Origin of the sequence: Phenylobacterium sp., from assembly GCF_036502675.1 — a bacterium.
Lineage (GTDB): Bacteria > Pseudomonadota > Alphaproteobacteria > Caulobacterales > Caulobacteraceae > Phenylobacterium.
The window spans coordinates 1-18,058 of record NZ_DASXYF010000061.1; the positions used below are offsets into that span (position 1 = coordinate 1).

14 protein-coding genes are annotated in these 18,058 nt (G+C 71.0%); 9 read left to right on the forward strand and 5 right to left on the reverse strand.

The features are described from left to right. Positions 1-463: 463 nt before the first annotated feature. Together VGL30_RS07215 and VGL30_RS07220 are read right to left on the reverse strand one after the other, a co-directional pair. Positions 464-1,927 carry a site-specific integrase gene (locus VGL30_RS07215; protein ID WP_331538311.1) on the reverse strand — a complete coding sequence of 488 codons (1,464 nt, stop codon included), beginning with the start codon at positions 1,925-1,927 and terminating at the stop codon, positions 464-466. A 198-nt stretch (positions 1,928-2,125) separates the two neighbouring features. Then, positions 2,126-3,262 carry an acyl-CoA dehydrogenase family protein gene (locus VGL30_RS07220; RefSeq protein ID WP_331538313.1) on the reverse strand — a complete coding sequence of 379 codons (1,137 nt, stop codon included), beginning with the start codon at positions 3,260-3,262 and terminating at the stop codon, positions 2,126-2,128. A 121-nt stretch (positions 3,263-3,383) separates the two neighbouring features. Here VGL30_RS07220 and VGL30_RS07225 point away from each other — a divergent pair, with 121 nt between their 5' ends. Beyond that, complete coding sequence (locus VGL30_RS07225) at positions 3,384-4,253, forward strand: alpha/beta hydrolase (protein WP_331538316.1); 870 nt, start codon at positions 3,384-3,386, stop codon at positions 4,251-4,253. A 179-nt stretch (positions 4,254-4,432) separates the two neighbouring features. Here VGL30_RS07225 and VGL30_RS07230 read toward each other — a convergent pair whose 3' ends face one another. Next, positions 4,433-6,145, reverse strand: coding sequence for a class I adenylate-forming enzyme family protein (locus tag VGL30_RS07230; RefSeq protein ID WP_331538318.1), 1,713 nt, complete (start codon positions 6,143-6,145; stop codon positions 4,433-4,435). A 192-nt stretch (positions 6,146-6,337) separates the two neighbouring features. Between VGL30_RS07230 and VGL30_RS07235 the strand changes: the two genes are divergently transcribed. Together VGL30_RS07235 and VGL30_RS07240 are read left to right on the forward strand one after the other, a co-directional pair. Next, positions 6,338-6,784: an SRPBCC family protein gene (locus VGL30_RS07235; protein ID WP_331538320.1), complete on the forward strand. Its 447-nt coding sequence runs from the start codon at positions 6,338-6,340 to the stop codon at positions 6,782-6,784. Continuing rightward, positions 6,771-7,115, forward strand: a complete 345-nt coding sequence (locus tag VGL30_RS07240; RefSeq protein ID WP_331538322.1) for a metalloregulator ArsR/SmtB family transcription factor — start codon at positions 6,771-6,773, stop codon at positions 7,113-7,115. The genes VGL30_RS07235 and VGL30_RS07240 overlap by 14 nt, the downstream gene beginning before the upstream one ends. Here VGL30_RS07240 and VGL30_RS07245 read toward each other — a convergent pair. Further along, positions 7,112-8,023 carry a hypothetical protein gene (locus VGL30_RS07245; protein ID WP_331538324.1) on the reverse strand — a complete coding sequence of 304 codons (912 nt, stop codon included), beginning with the start codon at positions 8,021-8,023 and terminating at the stop codon, positions 7,112-7,114. The genes VGL30_RS07240 and VGL30_RS07245 overlap by 4 nt on opposite strands. Positions 8,024-8,305: 282 nt before the next feature. Between VGL30_RS07245 and VGL30_RS07250 the strand changes: the two genes are divergently transcribed. From VGL30_RS07250 to cobA, 6 genes are all read left to right on the forward strand, one after another. Then, positions 8,306-9,169 carry a DUF2189 domain-containing protein gene (locus VGL30_RS07250; protein WP_331538326.1) on the forward strand — a complete coding sequence of 288 codons (864 nt, stop codon included), beginning with the start codon at positions 8,306-8,308 and terminating at the stop codon, positions 9,167-9,169. A 359-nt stretch (positions 9,170-9,528) separates the two neighbouring features. Continuing rightward, the gene (locus tag VGL30_RS07255) at positions 9,529-10,752 is read left to right on the forward strand and encodes a nitrate/nitrite transporter (protein WP_331538328.1); all 1,224 of its coding nucleotides are present in this window, start codon (positions 9,529-9,531) and stop codon (positions 10,750-10,752) included. Between the two features lie 10 nt (positions 10,753-10,762). Further along, complete coding sequence (gene nirB / locus VGL30_RS07260; RefSeq protein WP_331538330.1) at positions 10,763-13,231, forward strand: nitrite reductase large subunit NirB; 2,469 nt, start codon at positions 10,763-10,765, stop codon at positions 13,229-13,231. Then, positions 13,228-13,575, forward strand: coding sequence for a nitrite reductase (NAD(P)H) small subunit (locus VGL30_RS07265; protein ID WP_331538332.1), 348 nt, complete (start codon positions 13,228-13,230; stop codon positions 13,573-13,575). The genes nirB and VGL30_RS07265 overlap by 4 nt, the downstream gene beginning before the upstream one ends. Positions 13,576-13,577: 2 nt before the next feature. Beyond that, positions 13,578-16,262, forward strand: a complete 2,685-nt coding sequence (locus VGL30_RS07270) for a molybdopterin-dependent oxidoreductase (RefSeq protein ID WP_331538335.1) — start codon at positions 13,578-13,580, stop codon at positions 16,260-16,262. Next, on the forward strand, positions 16,252-17,034 hold the full coding sequence (gene cobA / locus VGL30_RS07275) for a uroporphyrinogen-III C-methyltransferase (RefSeq protein ID WP_331538337.1): 783 nt from the start codon (positions 16,252-16,254) through the stop codon (positions 17,032-17,034). The genes VGL30_RS07270 and cobA overlap by 11 nt, the downstream gene beginning before the upstream one ends. Positions 17,035-17,057: 23 nt before the next feature. On the opposite strand, the gene VGL30_RS07280 is transcribed toward cobA, so the two are convergent. Then, the gene (locus VGL30_RS07280; protein WP_331538339.1) at positions 17,058-17,699 is read right to left on the reverse strand and encodes a nitroreductase family protein; all 642 of its coding nucleotides are present in this window, start codon (positions 17,697-17,699) and stop codon (positions 17,058-17,060) included. Between the last annotated feature and the right edge of the window lie 359 nt (positions 17,700-18,058).

Consider the following 18,058-nt stretch of genomic DNA (forward strand, 5'->3'; position numbering starts at 1 on the left):
GGGTCTCCTCATCCGTCGTGCATGGCGCACGCGGCAACAGAGGAGGATTTATGACATGCACAGACATCACGGCCCTGGTCACCGCGTTGGCGGCACTCTTTGGGGCGCTGGCGAAATTCGTTCGGGCGCTTAGGCGGCCCCGTTGATCGGCGGGTTCGCGCCAGGAACCCCCATCAGGAAGCACCGGACAGTGTTGTGGTGGAGACATCGGAGAACAGCAGCGTGTGATCACACACGCCATGTAGCAAGACCTTGCCCGACCTCCTCTTGGTCGCCAGCGGCGGAGGAAGCCGGACTACGGGAAGACGCGAAGGACGGGGGTGCTGGACGCTCGGCGCACCCTGATCCCATCCGTCGCTTGGCCGGTCCGCAACAGAGAAGCGCCAGCGGCGCGTTGCGGAAACGGCAGGACCGCGAGCCTCCGATGCATCGGCCATCGAACTCGACGGCTGGTCGATGCAGGCTAGCGTTTGGAACGCGGCGGCTTCTTGGATTGCCGCGCTTTTGAGGCCTGCGCTGACTTGGCGTTAGCCTCTTCGGCGTCTGACTCAGCATTCATTTCAGCGTGCATCGTCTCCCAGCCGCCGATGCCCATCAGCACGCGGTCGGCATGCTTGATGGTGTTTACATGCCCATAGTGGTCTTCGATCATCTTGACCGAGGTGCCCATTTGCTCGGCGAGGAAATAGACATCGACCCCTTCGCCAAGGCGGAAGGTGGCGTAGGTGTGGCGGAAGCTATAGGTGGAGCGGATGGTGCCGCCCGGTCCTTCGCGTAGGCCGGAGCGGGTCAACAGGTCATCGATCAGATGTTTGTAGAGCGATTGCGTCGGCTGGCCGGTGCTGGTGGTGAACACGCGGTCTTCCGGCTCTGTGGCTTTTGAAATCTCTCGGATGCGATCAAGGTAGTCGCCCACGCTCTTGGGCGCGACCAGCTTGCGCGATTTGCCCTTGCCCTGCACGAACAGCACCATGATCTCGCGACCGTCACGGTCCTTGGCGGTCGTGATGTCGCGCCAACGGAGGTTTCTCAACTCCGATGGCCGCATGCCGGTGTTACAGGCGATCAGGATCATGTTGTAGGTCATGGTCCGATACCACTCGGCAACCGGCTTGTTGGGATTACCCTCGTGGTCCTTCTTGATCCACCGGCGCCCTTGTGTGTGGAGCTTTCGGTATTCTTCGACAGTGAACTCATCGCGCCGCATGGTCTTGAGCTTGGGGCGCTCGTCGAAGCGCTTGCTCGCGGGGACGTAGCGCTTCTTGACGGCGTAGTTCATCACCGCACCGAAAATCGACATCTCGAAGCGGATGGTGGAATCGCTGATGAACGCCACCGTCCGCTCGGCGAGCGGGGCTGCGGCCTTGGCCGCGAGGGCCTTGCTCAATTTGATGCCTCGGCTGTGCATCGCCTTGGTCCGCGACGCCGCATCCTGAACTGCGAACTTCTCAGCCAAGCTTGCCGACACTTCCCGCACGCCGTTGCGCTTGTTGCGCCCCGCACCGTTCTCGCGCCGCCACGCGGGATAGCTGCCCCATAGCTCGTCGCCGATCAGGTGCACCTGTGTCGAGCCGACATAGGCTTCCAGCGCACCTTCGAGCACCGCTTTGAGCTTTTTGGGCCGCGCCGGGCTGATTTCACCGCGCTTGGCGCGCGCCTCCTGCGTCGTCAAATATTCCTTCGCCACGTCGCGGAACGGACGATTGAACACCGGCACGTCATGCTTGAGCCGGAAGCGAACGTCCGCGTCATGGTCGTAAGCCCGGTCGCGGGCAGCGTTGATGTCTGAGGTCTTGAGCGAGAAGGTCTTGTAGCGGTCAGCCTTCGGCAGCTTCACCCGGCAATACCAATTGCGATGCTGCACATCCGCCCGGCGAAAGATGACCAGGCCGGGCTTCAGTTCCTCCTTGTCCGTGACAAATGCCATTGCTCGCTCCACGCTTGTGCAGGTTCTGTGCAGAACGGCGGCCTAAGTGATTGATTTTCCGTTGCTGTGCAGCCCTTGTGTAGAGAGTTGTAGCATTTTTTGTTGTTTATTTCTAGTTATTTAGGTTAAGTGTCTCATCCCCGCGAAAGCGGGAATGAGCGGTGTTTGAGGCGCGATTCAACCTGAGCGAATTCCGCTCTAGTAGCCCTGCAATCGAGCGTAGCGGTCGCGATGGAAGGCCTGGCCGCCGAAGATCGCCTCCAGGGCGCGGGCGCGCTTCAGGTAGAGGCCGGCGTCGTGGACGTCGGTCATGCCGATCCCCCCGTGCAGCTGGACCATCTCGTTGGAGACCAGGTGGATCGCGTCGCCCGTCTTGGCCTTGGCCAGGCTGACCAGCAGGGGCGCGTCGGGCGCGGCCTCGTCGAGGGCGTCCAGCGCCGCTTCCACCGCCGAGCGGGCGAGCTCCAGCTCGGTGAACATTTTCGCGGCGCGGTGCTGCAGCGCCTGGAAGGCGCCGATCGGCTGGCCGAACTGGACGCGCGTCTTGAGGTATTCCAGGGTGATCTCGAAGGCTTGGCCGGCGGCGCCCAGCATCTCGGCGGCCACCCCGGCCCGGGCGCGGTCGAGCACCCGCTCCAGCAGGTCCCAGCCTTCGTCGAGCGGGCCCAGCACATACTCCGCGCCCAGCTCCACCCGGTCGAACGCCACGGCGGCGTAGCCGCGGCTGTCGGCCAGGGCGCGCGGCGTGCGGCCGACCCCCTCCACGCCGCCGGGAACCAGGAACAGGGTGATCCCGCTCCGTTCGCCCGGGCGGCCCGAGGTGCGGGCGGCCACGACGAACAGGCCGGCGGCCATGCCTTCGAGCACGAAGGCCTTGGCGCCGGTCAAGGTGTAGCCGGAGGCGGAGGCGACGGCGCCGAGCGCCGTGCGCTCGGGCGCGTGGTGCGCTCCCTCGTCCACCGCCAGCGTCGCCACCAGCTCGCCGGCGGCGATCTTGGGCAGCCATTCCCGGCGCTGGACGTCCGTGCCGCCCAGCACGAGCGCGCTGGCCGCGACCAGGCCGGTGGCCAGCAGCGGCGAGGCGGTGAGCGTGCGGCCGGTCTCCTCCAGCAGCAGCCCCATGGAGCGGCAGCCGAAGTCCGAGCCGCCGTAGGCCTCGGGGACGATCACACCGGCCCAGCCCATCGCGGCCATCTGGTCCCAGGCGGCGGGCTCGTAGCCCAGCGGCGCCGCGCCGTCGCGCACGCGGCGCAGGGCGGTCGTGGGCGACTGCCGCCCCGCCCAGGCGCGGGCGGCGTCGCGCAGCAGCACCTGTTCCTCGGACAGCGCCGGCATGATCCATGTCTCCCTGTCCGCGCGGATCTTGCGCGAGCCGCCAGGGCTAACGTGGATTGCGCCCAGGCTCCAGGCGTTGATGATAGCGATGGACGGCGACGTGAACACAGGATGCCAGCTCATGACCGGACCCCAGCCCGAAGTGATACAGGTCGAAGGGGCCGACGGCCTCATGCTGTCGGGCGACATTTCCGGCCCGCCTGACGGCCCGTTCGTGCTGATGACCCACGGCGGGGGGCAGACCCGCCACTCCTGGCGCGACACGGCGAAAGTCCTGGCCGGACAGGGCTACCGGGTGCTGTCGCTGGACATGCGCGGGCATGGCGACAGCGCCTGGTCACCCGACGCCGACTACCGCTTCCAGCGCTACGCCGCCGACGTGGAGGCCGTGGTGCGGACCATGGCCAGGGGCCCGGCGGCGCTGGTCGGGGCCTCGATGGGCGGGCTGGCCTCGCTGATGGCCAGCAAGCCCCTGGGCGAGCGGGTCGGGGCGCTGGTGCTGGTGGACGTGGCGACGCGCATCGCGCCCGAGGGCGTCCAGCGGATCGGCGGCTTCATGCGCCGGCACGTCGACGGTTTCGCCACCCTGGAGGAGGCGGCCGACGCCGTCGCGGAATATCGTCCGGGCCGCCCCCGGCCCAAGTCCAACACGGGCCTCATGAAGAACCTGCGGCTGCGGCCGGACGGGCGCTACCACTGGCACTGGGACCCGGCGATGCTGCGGCGCGGGGGCGACGTGGACCAGGTGATCCGCACCGACCTGCTGGACGAAGCGGCTGGGGCGATCAAGGCGCCGGTGCTGCTGGTGCACGGCGTCATGAGCGACATCGTCGACGAGGCCGGCATCGACACCCTGCGCGCCAGCATCCCGCAGCTGGAGGTGGCCCACGTCAGCGGCGCCGGCCACATGGTGGTGGGCGACAACAACGCGGTGTTCGAGGAGGTGATCGTGCGTTTCCTGAACCGGGTGTTCCAGCCGGTAGGCGCTTAGAACGCACTCGGCCTCTGTTGATCCCGGCCCGCTCCCCCGGAATCGGCCAAGGGGTGCACACATCTCGTCACGCCTTTTTCCTCCGCTGTCCCGAAGAGGACGGGAGGTGGCGGCCGACGCACTGCAGAACCGCGCCCCCTCCACCACTCGCTCTTCGGGACAGGGGAGGAAAGAGGGCGCTAACCCTTATCCTTGCCGAACAGCTCCCTGAGGGCGGGCTTGAGGATCTTGCCGTTGGCGTTGCGCGGCAGGGGCTCGGAACGGACACGCACCTCCACCGGCGTCTTGAAGGCGGCCAGCCGGCCGGCGACGTGCCGGCGGAGCTCCTCGCCGGTGACCGCGGCGCCCGGCTTCAACGTCACCACCGCGGCGGGCTCCTCGCCGAGGGTGCGGTGCGGCAGGCCGATGACGGCGGCGTCGACCACCGCCGGGTGCTCGTAGAGGACGTTCTCCACCTCCACGCAGTAGATGTTCTCGCCGCCGCGGATGACCATGTCCTTCGCCCGGTCGACGATGAACAGGAAGCCTTCCCCGTCCACCCGCGCCAGGTCGCCGGTCCTGACCCAGCCGTCGACGAAGGTCTCGGCCGTCGCCTCGGGCTTGTTCCAGTAGCCGCGGACCACCTGCGGCCCGCGGAACCACAGCTCGCCCACCTCCCCCGCCGGAAGCTCGCGGTCGCCGGCCGGCGACATGATCTTCAGGTCGCCCACCGGCGCCGCCGGGCCGGCGCTGTCGGGGCGGTGGGCGTAGTCCTCGGCGGCGTGCTGGGTGGCCATGCCCGAGGTCTCGGTCATGCCCCAGCCGCTTCCCGCCACGGCGCCCGGGAATTCCTGCAGGATACGGCGGACCAGCTCCGGCGGCGCCGGAGCCCCGCCGTAGCTGATCGTCTGCAGGGACGAGAGGTCGTACTTGTGGCGCGCCGGGTGCTCGACGAGCTCCCAGGCGATGGCGGGGACGCCGCCGGCGGAGGTCAGCCGCTCGCGCTCGATCAGCCGCATGGCCGCCTCGGCGTCCCAGCGGCGCATCATGGCCAGCTTCGCGCCGCCCTGCAGCGCCGGAGACAGCACCGCGAAGCAGCCGGTCACGTGGAAGAACGGGATGGAGACCAGGCCTCCGGGCTGCGGCGCGTCGGGATCCGGCGCGGGCGGCGCCTCGCCGCGGCGCAGGAAGGCCCGCGCGGCGACGCAGGCCGCGCCGACGGCGTTCGAGAGCATGTTGCGGTGGGTGCCCAAGGCGCCCTTCGGCGCGCCCGTGGTGCCGGAGGTGTAGAACAGGGTGGCGTTGTCCTCCGGCCCCAGCGCCACGTCGGGCAAAGGCCGGTCCGGCAGGCGCTCCCAGCTCCCGGGCGGACCTATCACCGCCTCCAGGGGCGTGAAATTCGCCGGCAGGTCGGCGGCGGCCCGCGCGGCGTAGCCGTGCCGCAGGTCCGGGCATTCGCCGAGCACCTCCCCGATCCGCGCCAGCCGCTCGGCGTCGACCACCAGGAGCTTCGCCCCGCTGTCCTTCAGGGCGTAGGCCAGCTCGCCGGCGGTCCACCAGGCGTTGAGCGGCGTGGCGACGCCGCCGGCGGCGGTCACGGCGTAGAAGGCGACCGCCCACTCCGGCAGGTTGCGCATGACCAGCGCCGCCCGGTCGCCGGGCGCGAGCCCGCGCCGGACCAGCTCGGCGGCGAAGACCGCGACCGCGCGGTGGAAGGCCTCGAAGCCGACCCGCTCGTCCTCATGCACCAGGAAGGTCCGTTCGCCGAAGGCGCGGGCGGCGGTCAGCTGCGCGCCGGTGGTGGGGGCGGCGTGCTTCCAGACCCGCAGGCGGCGGCCGTCGATCACCCGCTCCTCGATCTCGAAGGGCGAGCCCGGGCCGGTGAGGGCGGCGTGGGCGGCCGCGATGCTCATGGCGGGCCAGGGTTTTGTCGCGCCGGCGCTGGGCATGGTTCCTCCACGGCGGCCATCTTCAGGGACGTACCGGTTCGGCCGCAAGGTAGTTCACCGGGGCCGCCGCCGTCGACCGACCGCATACAGGCAACTTTCTGGTTGCGTATCCGGTTCCGATCGACCATAAAAGGGCAACCAGGAGGTTGCTCGAAAATGTCCGACCGCATCGAAAAGCGCATCGCCCTGCGCGCGCCCGTCGAACGGGTGTGGCGCGCCCTCACCGACCCTGTCGAGTTCGGCCAGTGGTTCCGGGTCAAGCTGGACGATCCGTTCGTCCCCGGCCAGGCCGTCCGCGGCCACATCACCCACCCCGGCTATGAGCACCTGAAATGGGAGGCGACGGTGGTGGCGATGGAGGCCCCGCGCCTGTTCTCCTTCACCTGGCATCCCTATGCGGTCGACCCCCAGGTCGACTACGGCGCCGAGACGCCCACCCTGGTGGAGTTCCGCCTGACGCCGGCGCCGGAGGGAACGGCGCTGACGATCGTGGAATCCGGCTTCGACGCCGTCCCCGCCCACCGGCGCGAGGAGGCGATGCGGATGAACGACGGCGGCTGGACCCAGCAGACCGGGAATATCCGCGCCCATGTCGAGTCCTAGCCCGGGGGCGACGGAGCGTGGGGCGGACCCGGCGCCGGTGTTCGCGGCGCTGGGCGACCGCACGCGCCTGTCGCTGCTGGCCAGGCTCAGCGACGGCGGGGTCCGCTCGATCGCCGCCCTGTCGGCCGACACCACCCTCACCCGCCAGGCCGTGACCAAACACCTGCGCGTGCTGGAGAAGGCGGGCCTGGTGCGCAGCCTGCGGGTGGGCCGCGAGAGCCGGTTCGCCTACCGGCCCGAGCCCGTCGCCGCGGCGCGCAGCTACCTCGACGGCGTCTCGGCCCACTGGGACGAGGCGCTCGGACGGCTGCAGGCGTTTGTGGAAAGCTAGGCCGACCTCCGGAAGCTGACCTGCAGGCCGGCGCGGGTCGGCTGGAGATCGAGGCGCACGGGCTCGTCGAACGTGGGCGAGATGGTGTCCAGCCTGACGGAGCGCATGGTGCGCAGCGCCCTGAGGTGCGCCGCATAGGACTCGCTGCCGCTGGCGCGCGGAAACACCTCCAGCAGATGCTTGCCGATCACCTCCTCGGCCGACATGCCCCAGGTGTCGAGCGCCACGCCGCTGGCGGCGACGAACCGCAGGCGGCGGTCGAGGAAATAGGTCGGCTGGAGCCGGCGGTCGGACAGCCTGAGGATATCGCCATACAGCTCCCGCTCCCGCGCCGCCCAGGCCGGGTTGGCGGCGTAGAGCGCCTCCAGCTCGCCGGCGGTGAAGTGGAAGTCCAGGCTGCGGATGTAGTTGAGGCGCGTGCCGTTGACGATGCGCCGCAGCTTGCGCACCGCCGCCCGGGTCAGGCGCGAGCCCAGGATGTCGCCGAACGAGCGCTCGAAGTCCTCGGGCAGGTGCTCGGTGCGGATCCACCGCTCGACGTCGGCCTCGCCGTAGTACAGCGCATGGTCGTCCGCTTTGCCGACCTGGCCGTTCTGGTGAAAATACTCCCCGCGGCAAAACATGGCCCGGGTGACGCATTGATAGGGCGGGCGCGACGCCTCGTAGTGCGCCCGGCTCAGCATCCAGAACGGCAGGCGCCGGAAGCCGCAGATCACCGTCCGGTCCGAGAGCTGCGGGTCCGCCTCGCGGCGGCGGCGGTCGCGCGGGGAATCGTGCCAGCCTTCGCGGTCGGGCGCGTCGAAGGCGGCGGCGCGGTCGCGGCGCAGGACGCTTTTCAGCGCCTGCTCCACGGCGTGGCCGGCGCACTTGGGGAAGTGCAGCCAGACGAACTTTCCACCTACGATCACACGGGCCTGCGACGACGACTGGAATTGTGGCGCGCCGAAGTTGCACGCACCCCATGAACGCACGCCTAGGTTTCAGATCTATTTCAGGAAAACACCCCGCAAATCCAAGGTGTAACCAAGACCGGGGGCCGCCAGCCGCGGGAAATTGCAGGGACGACATCACCGCGTTTTGGGGTTAGGCTTTTGCTGTCTCCGGGATGTGGTCTGCCTCGCAACAGCCTCAGCGGCCCGGGTCGGCATGGCGGACCACGCTCCTGGAACCCACGTTCGGGAGGAGCGAGCATGTCGGCCGAAAATCACATCAGAAACCCCTTCGAGATGGGCGTCGAGCAGATCACCGACGTCGTGCAGGCGATGACCCGCCCGCGGCGCGCGCACCGCCTGGCGACGTCGAGGCTGGAAGTCCGCAGGCTCACCGCGCACGACCTGTGGGCGTCGTTGCGCGAGGGGTTCGGAGACCTCGGCGCCTATCGGGCCGACGTGGCGTTCGTCGGGCTGATTTACCCGGTCGCCGGCCTGGTGCTGGCCAGGCTGGCCTATGGCCACGACCTGTTGCCGATGGTGTTCCCCCTGGCCTCCGGCTTCGCGCTGCTGGGGCCGGTGGCGGCGCTCGGCCTCTACGAGATCAGCCGGCGGCGCGAGGCAGGCCTGCCGGTGCATTTCGCCGACGCCTTCGGGGTGGTCCGCTCGCCGGGCTTCGGCTCCATCGTGCTGTTGAGCCTGGTGATGGTCGGGATCTTCCTCCTGTGGCTGGCGGCCGCCTGGCAGATCTACAACGGCACGCTCGGCCCGCAGCCGCCGGCCTCCGCCGGGTCCTTCATGCATGACGTGGTGTCGACGCCCGCCGGCTGGGCGATGATCGCCCTCGGCTGCGGGGTGGGTTTCCTGTTCGCGGTGGCCGCCCTGGCGGTCAGCGTGGTCTCCTTCCCGCTGCTGCTCGACCGCGACGTGGGCGTGGGCGCGGCGATCCGCACCTCCCTGCGGGTGGTGGCGGCCAACCCGGGGACCATGGCGCTGTGGGGCGCGGTCATCGCCGGGAGCCTGGTGATCGGATCGCTGCCGGCGCTGGTCGGGCTGATCGTCGTGGTGCCGGTGCTGGGCCACGCCACCTGGCGGCTCTACCGGCGGGCGGTCTCGGCGAGCTGAGGTCTACGCGAGCGCCGCGGTCGCCTCGCGGGGACCTTGATGCACGACTCCCACGCCCGGGCGAGGGGCGGACAGGCGCGTGGGCCATCGCAGCGCGCAGCATGTGCTCGTAGTTTAGGCAGGATTGTCGCAACTGAACGCTCATAATTTCACCAGCGCCCGCTTTCGGCGCTGCGGAATCGGGCGACCGGCGAAAACCGCCCGCCTGCGGGCAGGACCCCGCTGTACAGGCCCGATGCTGCGCCGCCACAACGATCCCAGGTCCACGGACAACGACGTTCGAGGCTGATCGAGACGACCGCTCGGATGCGGTCACCTTCCCGGCGAAGTCGCCGCTCTCGTTCACCCCCGAGGTTCCCATGTTGAGTCGTTCGTTCCTGAAGGCGGGGCATGCGCCCACCTTGTTCTCCGCCTTCTTCTATTTCGACATCAGCTTCATGGTCTGGGTGCTCCTGGGTCCCCTCGGCGTGGCGATCGCCAGGGACTTCCACCTCGATCCCGCCCAGAAGGGCCTGATGGTGGCCGTTCCCGTGCTGTCGGGCGCGCTGCTGCGCCTGGTCGCCGGGGTGATGGTCGACCGGATCGGGCCAAGGCGGACCGGCGCCATCCTGCAGACCATCGTGCTGGCCGGCCTGGGCGCGGCCTGGATGCTGGGCGTGCACGCCTTCAGCCAGGTGCTGGCCGTGGGCGTGCTGCTGGGCGTGGCCGGCGCCTCCTTCGCCGTGGCCCTGCCGCTGGCCTCGCGCTGGTACCCGCCGGAGTATCAGGGCCTGGCGCTCGGCATCGCCGGAGCCGGCAACTCCGGCACGGCGCTGGCCGCCCTGTTCGCCCCGGCGCTGGCCAAGCACTTCGGCTGGGTCAATGTGCTGGGCCTGGCCACCCTGCCGCTGGCCGTGGCCTTCGTCACCTACCTGTTCCTGGCCAAGGACGCCCCGGAGCAGCCGGCGCCCAAGCGCCTGGCCGAGTACCTCGAGGTGCTGAAGACGCCCGACGCCTGGTGGCTGATGCTGCTGTACGGCGTCACCTTCGGCGGCTTCGTGGGCCTGTCGTCCTCGCTGACCATCTATTTCAACTCGGAGTACCGCCTGGACCCGGTGATCGCCGGCTTCTTCACGGCGGCCTGCGTGTTCGCCGGCTCGTTCATCCGCCCGGTCGGCGGGGCGCTGGCCGACCGCTTCGGCGGCGTGCGGACCCTGAGGGTGGTCTACGCCCTGGCCGCCGTGGGCCTGGCGGCCGCCAGCTTCCCGTTCCCCAGTCCCTGGATCGCCCTGGCCGTCCTGCTGTTCAGCATGTGCGCCCTAGGCGCCGGCAACGGCGCGGTGTTCCAGCTCGCCCCGCAGCGCTTCCGCAAGGAGATCGGGGTGATGACCGGGTTCATCGGCATGACCGGCGGCGTCGGCGGCTTCTACCTGGCCTCCTCCCTCGGCCTGGCGAAGAAGCTGACCGGCTCCTACCAGCTGGGCTTCCTGGGCTTCGCCGCCCTGGCGCTGTTCGCCCTCGTGGCCCTGGTCGGCCTGGGTCCCCGCTGGCGGGCCGCCTGGCCCACCCTGGCCGGCGGCGACGCCGTGCCGGTCCGGGTCTGAGGGGCCCGCCATGCAAGCGAAAGCAACCAAGCCGCGCCTGGTGGTGATCGGCAACGGGATGGCCGGGTGCCGGGCGGTCGAGGACATCCTCAAGCGCGACCCCGACCGCTACGAGATCACCATCTTCGGCGCCGAGCCGCGGGTGAACTACAACCGCATCATGCTCTCGCCGGTGCTGGCGGGGGAGAAGGCCTTCGACGACATCGTCATCAACGACGAGGCCTGGTACCGCGACAACGGGATCACCCTGCACGCCGGCCGCGCCGTCCGGTCCATCGACCGGGCCGCGAAGACGGTGCAGGCCGAGGGCGGGCTCAGCGTCCCCTACGACAAGCTGATCCTGGCCGCCGGCTCCGACCCGGTGCGCCTGCCGCTGCCGGGGGCGGACCTGAAGGGCGTCGTCACCTTCCGCGACCTGGACGACGTGGACCAGATGGTCCGGGCCGCCGACGCGGGCGGGGCGGCGGTGGTGATCGGCGGCGGCCTGCTGGGCCTGGAGGCCGCCTACGGCCTGGCGCGGCGCGGCATGCAGGCCACCGTCGTGCACCTGATGGACGTGCTGATGGAGCGCCAGCTCGACAGCGCGGCGGGCTTCCTGCTGAGCCAGGCGCTCTCCGACCGCGGGGTGGAGACCATCCTTTCCGCCCAGTCGCAGGAGATCCTGGGCGAGGACGGCCGGGTCGGCGGCCTGCAGCTCTCCGACGGCCGCGTCCTGCCCTGCACCCTGCTGGTGATGGCGGTGGGCATCCGGCCGAACGTGACGCTGGCCAAGGCCGCCGAGCTCCCGGTCGGACGCGGCGTGATCGTCGACGACCGGATGCGCACCGCCGACCCGGACATCTACGCCGTCGGGGAATGCGCCGAGCACCGGGGCGTGGCCTATGGGCTGGTGGCCCCGATCTGGGACATGTGCCGCACCCTGGCGGCGGCCCTGACCGGCGACGACGCGGCGGCCTACGGCGGCTCGCTGCTGTCGACGCGGCTCAAGGTCTCGGGCGTCGACGTGTTCTCGGCCGGCGCATTCGGCGGCGGCGAGGGCTGCGAGGACATCGTCCTGCGCGACGCCGGCCGCGGGGTCTACAAACGTGTGGTGCTGCAGGACGGCAAGGTGGCCGGCGCGGTGCTGTTCGGCGATGCGGCCGACGGCGGCTGGTACTTCGACCTGATGCGGTCCGCCAGGGACGTCACCGACATCCGCGAGACCCTGGTCTTCGGCCAGGCGATCACGGAGGCGCTGGCCGGCGTGGACCCTAGTTCGGCCGTTGCAGCGATGTCCGACACGCAGGAGATCTGCGGCTGCAACGGCGTGTGCAAGGGCCAGATCACCGGCGCCATCGCCGAACAGGGCCTGGCGACCCTGGACGCGGTGCGCGGCGTCACCAAAGCGTCCGCCTCCTGCGGCTCCTGCACACCGCTGGTCGAGCAGCTGCTGAAGCTCGCCCTGGGCGACGGCTTCCAGGCCCAGACGGGGCCGGCGCCGGTCTGCAAGTGCACCCATCACGGCCACGCCGAGGTCCGCCGCGCCATCATGGCCGACGGGCTGAAGTCGCAGCCGGCGGTGATGCAGGCCCTGGAGTGGACCACGCCGGACGGCTGCGCCACATGCCGGCCGGCGCTGAACTACTATCTGCTCTGCGCCTGGCCCGGGGACTACCGCGACGACAAGCAGTCGCGGTTCATCAACGAACGGGCCCACGCCAACATCCAGAAGGACGGCACCTTCTCCGTGGTGCCCCGCATGTGGGGCGGCGTCACCACGCCAGCCGAACTGCGCGCCATCGCCGACGTGGCCGACAAGTTCGCCATCCCCACGGTCAAGGTCACCGGCGGACAGCGCATCGACCTGCTGGGCGTGAAGAAGGAGGACCTGCCCGCGGTCTGGGCCGACCTCAACGCCGCCGGCATGGTCTCCGGCCACGCCTACGCCAAGGGGCTGCGCACGGTGAAGACCTGCGTCGGGACCGAATGGTGCCGCTTCGGGACCCAGGACTCCACCGGCCTGGGCGTGCGCCTCGAGAAGTTCATGTGGGGCTCCTGGACGCCGGCCAAGGTGAAGATGGGCGTTTCCGGCTGCCCGCGGAACTGCGCGGAGGCCACCTGCAAGGACGTGGGCGTGGTCTGCGTCGACAGCGGCTACGAGATCCATATCGGCGGGGCGGCGGGCCTGCACATCCGCGGCACGGAGATCCTCACCCGGGTCGCCAGCGAGAACGAGGCCGTCTGGACGATCTGCGCCCTGGTGCAGCTCTACCGGGAGGAGGCCTTCTACGCGGAGCGGATCTACAAGTGGATGGACCGCGTCGGCCTGGCCTCGATCCAGGACCGGCTGGCCGACCCCGAGGACCGCAAGGCGCTCTACGACCGGTTCTCCTACTCGCAGCGCTTCGCCCGCATCGACCCCTGGGCCGAGCGGGTCGCCGGCCGGCACAACGACGAGTTCCATCCCATGAGCCGCCGCCTGGAGTTCGCCCCCGCATGAACGCGCCCGTCAAAGGACCGGCCATCGCCTGGATCGACGTCGGCGCGGTGACCGACATCCCCCGCCGGGGCGCGCGCAAGCTGCCGAGCCCCATCGGCGACGTGGCGGTGTTCCGCACCGGCGACAACCAGGTGTTCGCCCTGATGGACGCCTGCCCGCACAAGCAGGGCCCGTTGAGCCAGGGCATGGTCCACGGCCGGTCGGTGACCTGCCCGCTGCACGGCCGGGTGATCGACCTGGCCACCGGCGAGGGCGTCGGCGCCGACCGGGGCATGGGCTGCGCGCCCGTCGTGCCGCTGGAGGTGCGCGACGGCCGGGTGCTGCTGGGCCTGGTCGGGGCCTGACCGTGGCGGACGGCGCGACCAGTCCGGCGGCCGTGAAGACCGCCTGCCCCTATTGCGGGGTGGGATGCGGGGTGTCCGGCCGGGTCATCGGCGGCCGGACGCTCACCGTCGCCGGCGACGCGGCCCACCCGGCCAACCAGGGCCGCCTGTGCTCCAAGGGCGCGGCCCTGGGCGCGACGGTGGGGCTGGACGGCCGGCTGCTGGCGCCGATGATCGTCGACCGCGAGGCCGCCTGGTCGGAGGCCACAGGCCTGGTCGCCCGCCGCTTCGCCCAGACCATCGCCCGGCACGGGCCGGATTCGGTGGCCTTCTACGTCTCGGGCCAGCTGCTCACCGAGGACTACTACGCCGCCAACAAGCTGATGAAGGGCTTCATCGGCTCCGGCAACATCGACACCAACTCGCGCCTGTGCATGGCCTCGGCGGTCAGCGCCCACAAGCAGGCCTTCGGCGCCGACCTGGTCCCCGGCTGCTACGAGGACCTGGACCTCGCCGACCTAGTGGTGTTCAGCGGCCACAACGCCGCCTGGACGCACCCCGTCCTCTTCCGGCGCATGGAGGCCGCCAGGGCCCGCGGCCAGCGCCATGTGGTCATCGACCCGCGCCGCACCGACACCGCCGAGGGCGCCGACCTGCACCTGCCGCTGGCCCCGCAGATGGACGTGCGGCTGTGGAACGGCCTGCTGGCCGAGCTGGTCCGCCGCGGCGCGATCGACCGCGCCTTCATCCAGGCGCACGTCAGCGGCTTCGAGGCCGTGGAGGCGGCGCTGTCCGAGGCCGACCAGTCGCCCGCCGCCGTCGCCGCCGATTGCGGCCTGGAGCTCGGCGACCTCAGCCGCTTCTTCGACCTGTTCGCCCGCACCGGGCGGACGGTCAGCCTGTTCTCCATGGGCGCCAACCAGTCGGCGCAGGGGGTGGCCAAGGGCCTGGCGATCCTCAACGCCCACCTGGCCACCGGCCGGATCGGCAAGCCGGGCGCCTGCCCGTTCTCGATCACCGGCCAGCCCAACGCCATGGGCGGGCGCGAGACCGGCGGCATGGCCAATACGCTGGCCGGCCACATGGACTTCGCCGCCGCCGACCGCGACCGGGTCGCCCGCTTCTGGGGCGCGCCCGACACCGCCGGGAAACCCGGCCTGAAGGCCGTCGACATGTTCGACGCCATCGGCTCCGGCAAGATCAAGGCCGTGTGGATCATGGCCACCAACCCGGTGGTCAGCCTTCCCGACGCGGGACGGGTGCGCAAGGCGCTGGCCCGCTGCCCGTTCGTGGTGGTCTCGGACTGCATGGCCGACACCGACACCATGGCCTACGCCCACGTGAAGCTGCCGGCGCTGGCCTGGGGGGAGAAGGACGGCACGGCCACCAACTCCGAGCGCCGGATCAGCCGCCAGCGGCCGCTGTTCCCGGCCCCCGGCATGGCCCGCGCCGACTGGAAGATCATCGCCGACGTGGCGACGGCCATGGGCCACGGCGAGGCCTTCGCCTGGTCCGGCGCCTACAGCGTCTTCCGCGAATGGTCCCGGCTGACCGCCTTCGAGAACCAGGGGCGGTTCCTCGATCTTTCCGGGCTGATCAGCCTGTCGCGCGACGAATACGACGGCTTGGCGCCTGTGCAGTGGCCGGTGGGCCCGGATCGCGCCGGCACGCCGCGGCTGTTTACCGACGGCCGGTTCCAGACCGCGGACGGGCGGGCGAACATGGTCCCGGTGCGGCCCGCCGGTCCCGCGACCGCCTGCGACGAGGCCTATCCGCTGTCGCTGAACACCGGCCGCATCCGCGACCAGTGGCACACCATGACCCGCACCGGCCTGGCGCCCGACCTGTGGCGCCACGCGCCGGAGGCCTATGTGGAGATCCATCCGCAGGACGCCGCCGCGGCGGGCGTCGTCGAGGGCGGCCTCACCCGCATCCAGAGCGCCCAGGCCGAGGCCGTGGCGATCGCCAGGCTCACCGACCGGCAGCGGCGGGGCGGGATCTTCATGCCCATGCACTGGACGGACGCCTTCGCGCCCTCCGGCCGCTCGAACCCGCTGATCGCCCGCAACCTCGATCCCGTCTCCGGCCAGCCGGAGTTCAAGCACACGCCCGCCCGCGTGCGGCCGTACCGCGAGACCTGGAAGGGCTTCCTGCTCACCCGCGAGCGGCACACCCCACCGGCGGGCCAGGAGCTGATCTGGCGGCGCATCCCGCAGACCGCCTGCGAGCTCTATGAATTCGCCGGCCGCGGCGACGAGAGCGAGCTCGAAGCGCTGCGCCGGGGCCTGCCCGAGATCGAGGAAGCCGAGGTGCTGCGCTATGAGGACCCCGCCAGCGGGGCCCGGCGCGAGGCCTGGATCCGCGGGCGGCGGCTGGAGCAGGTGCTGTTCACCACCGCCGCCGGCGCCCTGCCGCCCCGCGCCTGGCTGGCCGACCTGTTCGAAGCCCCGGAGCTCGCGCCGGAGGCGCGGATCACCCTGCTGGCCGGCCGGCCGCTGGCGCCGGTGGCCGACCCGGGCCCGACGATTTGCGCCTGCCTGCGCGTGTCCGCCCGCGCCATCGACGAGGCCGTCCGCGCCGGAGCGGACGGCGTCGACGCGGTGGGCCAGGCCACCGGCGCCGGGACCAACTGCGGCTCCTGCCGGCCGGAGATCGCGCGCCGCCTCGCCGCCTGCAACCTTCCCCAGGGGACCCGCAATGCCGCCTGAAGCTCCCCTCGGCTCGGTGCGCCTGGTGGGCGCCGGCCCCGGCCCCGCCGACCTGCTGACGGTGCGCGCCCTGCGCGCGGTCGAAACCGCCCAGGCGCTGCTCTACGACGCCCTGGTGGACGACGAGGTGATCGGGCTCGCGCCGCCCGGCTGCGTCCGCATCCAGACCGGCAAGCGCGCCGGCCGCGCCAGCATGGAGCAGGCTGCGATCAACCGCCTGATGCTGCGGCTCGCGCGCCGCGGCCTGCGCGTCGTGCGGCTGAAGGGCGGCGATCCCTCGGTCTTCGGCCGGGTGGGCGAGGAAAGCGCCTTCCTGAAGGCCCACGGCGTGCCGGTGGAGGTGGTCCCCGGCGTCACCGCCGCCTGCGCCGCCGCCGCCCAGTTCGACTTCCCGCTCACCCATCGCGGCGTCGCCCGGCGGGTGGTGTTCGCCACCGCGCGCCTGGAAGCGGGCGCGCTGGCCATGGACTGGGCCGCCGGGGCGGATCCGGAGACGACGCTGGCGATCTACATGGGCTCCACCGCCGCGGGGCAGGTCTCGCAGCGCCTGATCGCCGCCGGGCGGGCGCCTTCGACCCCCGCCCTGGTGGTGGAGAACGCCGGCGATCCGCATGCCGGCCTCACGACCGGCCGGCTCGACCGCCTGGCCGAGCTGACCGCGGGCTCGCGCGGCGGGCCGATGCTGATCGTGGTGGGCGAGGTGGCGGCCCTGGCGTCGGCGGCCGGCGCCTGCGAGGGCGCGCCGGCGCCGGGCTGGCGGATGTCGGGCTGACCGGGGCGACGCGCGGTGTCCGGTCAGAGGTAGGGCTGGCCCCAGCGGTCCAGGTGCGTCACGGCCGACAGCGGGCCCCGGCGGATCGGCCCGAAGTTCCCCAGCGGATAGCCGATCGGCAGGATCGCGAAGGAGACCACGCCCTCCGGCAGGCCGAAGACGGCGTCCACCTCCTTGCCGTAGGCCATGTGCCGGGCGGTGAGCGTCGAACCCAGACCCAGCGCCCGGGCGGCCAGCAGCATGTTCTGCACCGCCGGATAGATCGAGGCGCCGGAGCTCGCGCCCGCGCCCTGCGGCCCCACCTGCTGGCAGGCCACGATCCACACCGGCGCCTCGTGAAAGTGCTCGGTGAGATGGGCCACGGCCTTGGTCTGCCGCTCCAGCTTGTCGCGGTCCTCGCCGGGGGGCAGGGCCGCGAGCTGGGCCGCATAGTGCTTGGAGGCGTAGGCGTCGTAGGCACGCTGGTAATGCGCCTGCACCGCCTTCTTGATCTCGGGGTCCCTCACCACCAGGAAGCCCCAGGCCTGCGAATTGCTGCCGCTGGGCGCGGCCTGGCCGGCCCGCAGGATCTGCTCGATCAGCGCGTCGGCCACCGGATCGGGCTTCAGCCGACGCATGGCGCGGGTCGAGAAGATGGTGTCGAACAACTTGGGATCGGCGGACATGGGCGGGCCTTTGCGCGGTGAACGCCGGACCATAGCCTTGGCGCCGCAGCTGCGTCAGGCGTCGTCTGGCGCCGCCGACGAACCCGGCGGCGGGCGCACCATCGACCTAGGCGCCGCCGAAACCCCTGGCTAGGATGCCTCAGGTCGCGCCCCGCAGCGTCAGAAGGAGCGCGCCGCGCGCTGGCGCTGGGCGAAGATTGAACGGGCGGACTTGTATGATGGACGGATTTGTCGACACCCAGGCCGCGGACTCCGCCGGCATCCGCGACGATTTCATCCCGGCGTCCGATTGGACCTCGCCGGAGTTGCTGAAGCTCGAGAAGGCGCGGATGTGGCCGAAGGTCTGGCAGATGGCCTGC

Coding starts and splice junctions, on each gene's coding strand:
- VGL30_RS07215 (WP_331538311.1), bottom strand. CDS start 1,927: ATGGCATTTGTCACGGACAAGGAGGAACTGAAGCCCGGCCTGGTCATC.
- VGL30_RS07220 (WP_331538313.1), bottom strand. CDS start 3,262: ATGCCGGCGCTGTCCGAGGAACAGGTGCTGCTGCGCGACGCCGCCCGC.
- VGL30_RS07225 (WP_331538316.1), top strand. CDS start 3,384: ATGACCGGACCCCAGCCCGAAGTGATACAGGTCGAAGGGGCCGACGGC.
- VGL30_RS07230 (WP_331538318.1), bottom strand. CDS start 6,145: ATGAGCATCGCGGCCGCCCACGCCGCCCTCACCGGCCCGGGCTCGCCC.
- VGL30_RS07235 (WP_331538320.1), top strand. CDS start 6,338: ATGTCCGACCGCATCGAAAAGCGCATCGCCCTGCGCGCGCCCGTCGAA.
- VGL30_RS07240 (WP_331538322.1), top strand. CDS start 6,771: ATGTCGAGTCCTAGCCCGGGGGCGACGGAGCGTGGGGCGGACCCGGCG.
- VGL30_RS07250 (WP_331538326.1), top strand. CDS start 8,306: ATGTCGGCCGAAAATCACATCAGAAACCCCTTCGAGATGGGCGTCGAG.
- VGL30_RS07255 (WP_331538328.1), top strand. CDS start 9,529: ATGTTGAGTCGTTCGTTCCTGAAGGCGGGGCATGCGCCCACCTTGTTC.
- nirB (WP_331538330.1), top strand. CDS start 10,763: ATGCAAGCGAAAGCAACCAAGCCGCGCCTGGTGGTGATCGGCAACGGG.
- VGL30_RS07265 (WP_331538332.1), top strand. CDS start 13,228: ATGAACGCGCCCGTCAAAGGACCGGCCATCGCCTGGATCGACGTCGGC.
- cobA (WP_331538337.1), top strand. CDS start 16,252: ATGCCGCCTGAAGCTCCCCTCGGCTCGGTGCGCCTGGTGGGCGCCGGC.
- VGL30_RS07280 (WP_331538339.1), bottom strand. CDS start 17,699: ATGTCCGCCGATCCCAAGTTGTTCGACACCATCTTCTCGACCCGCGCC.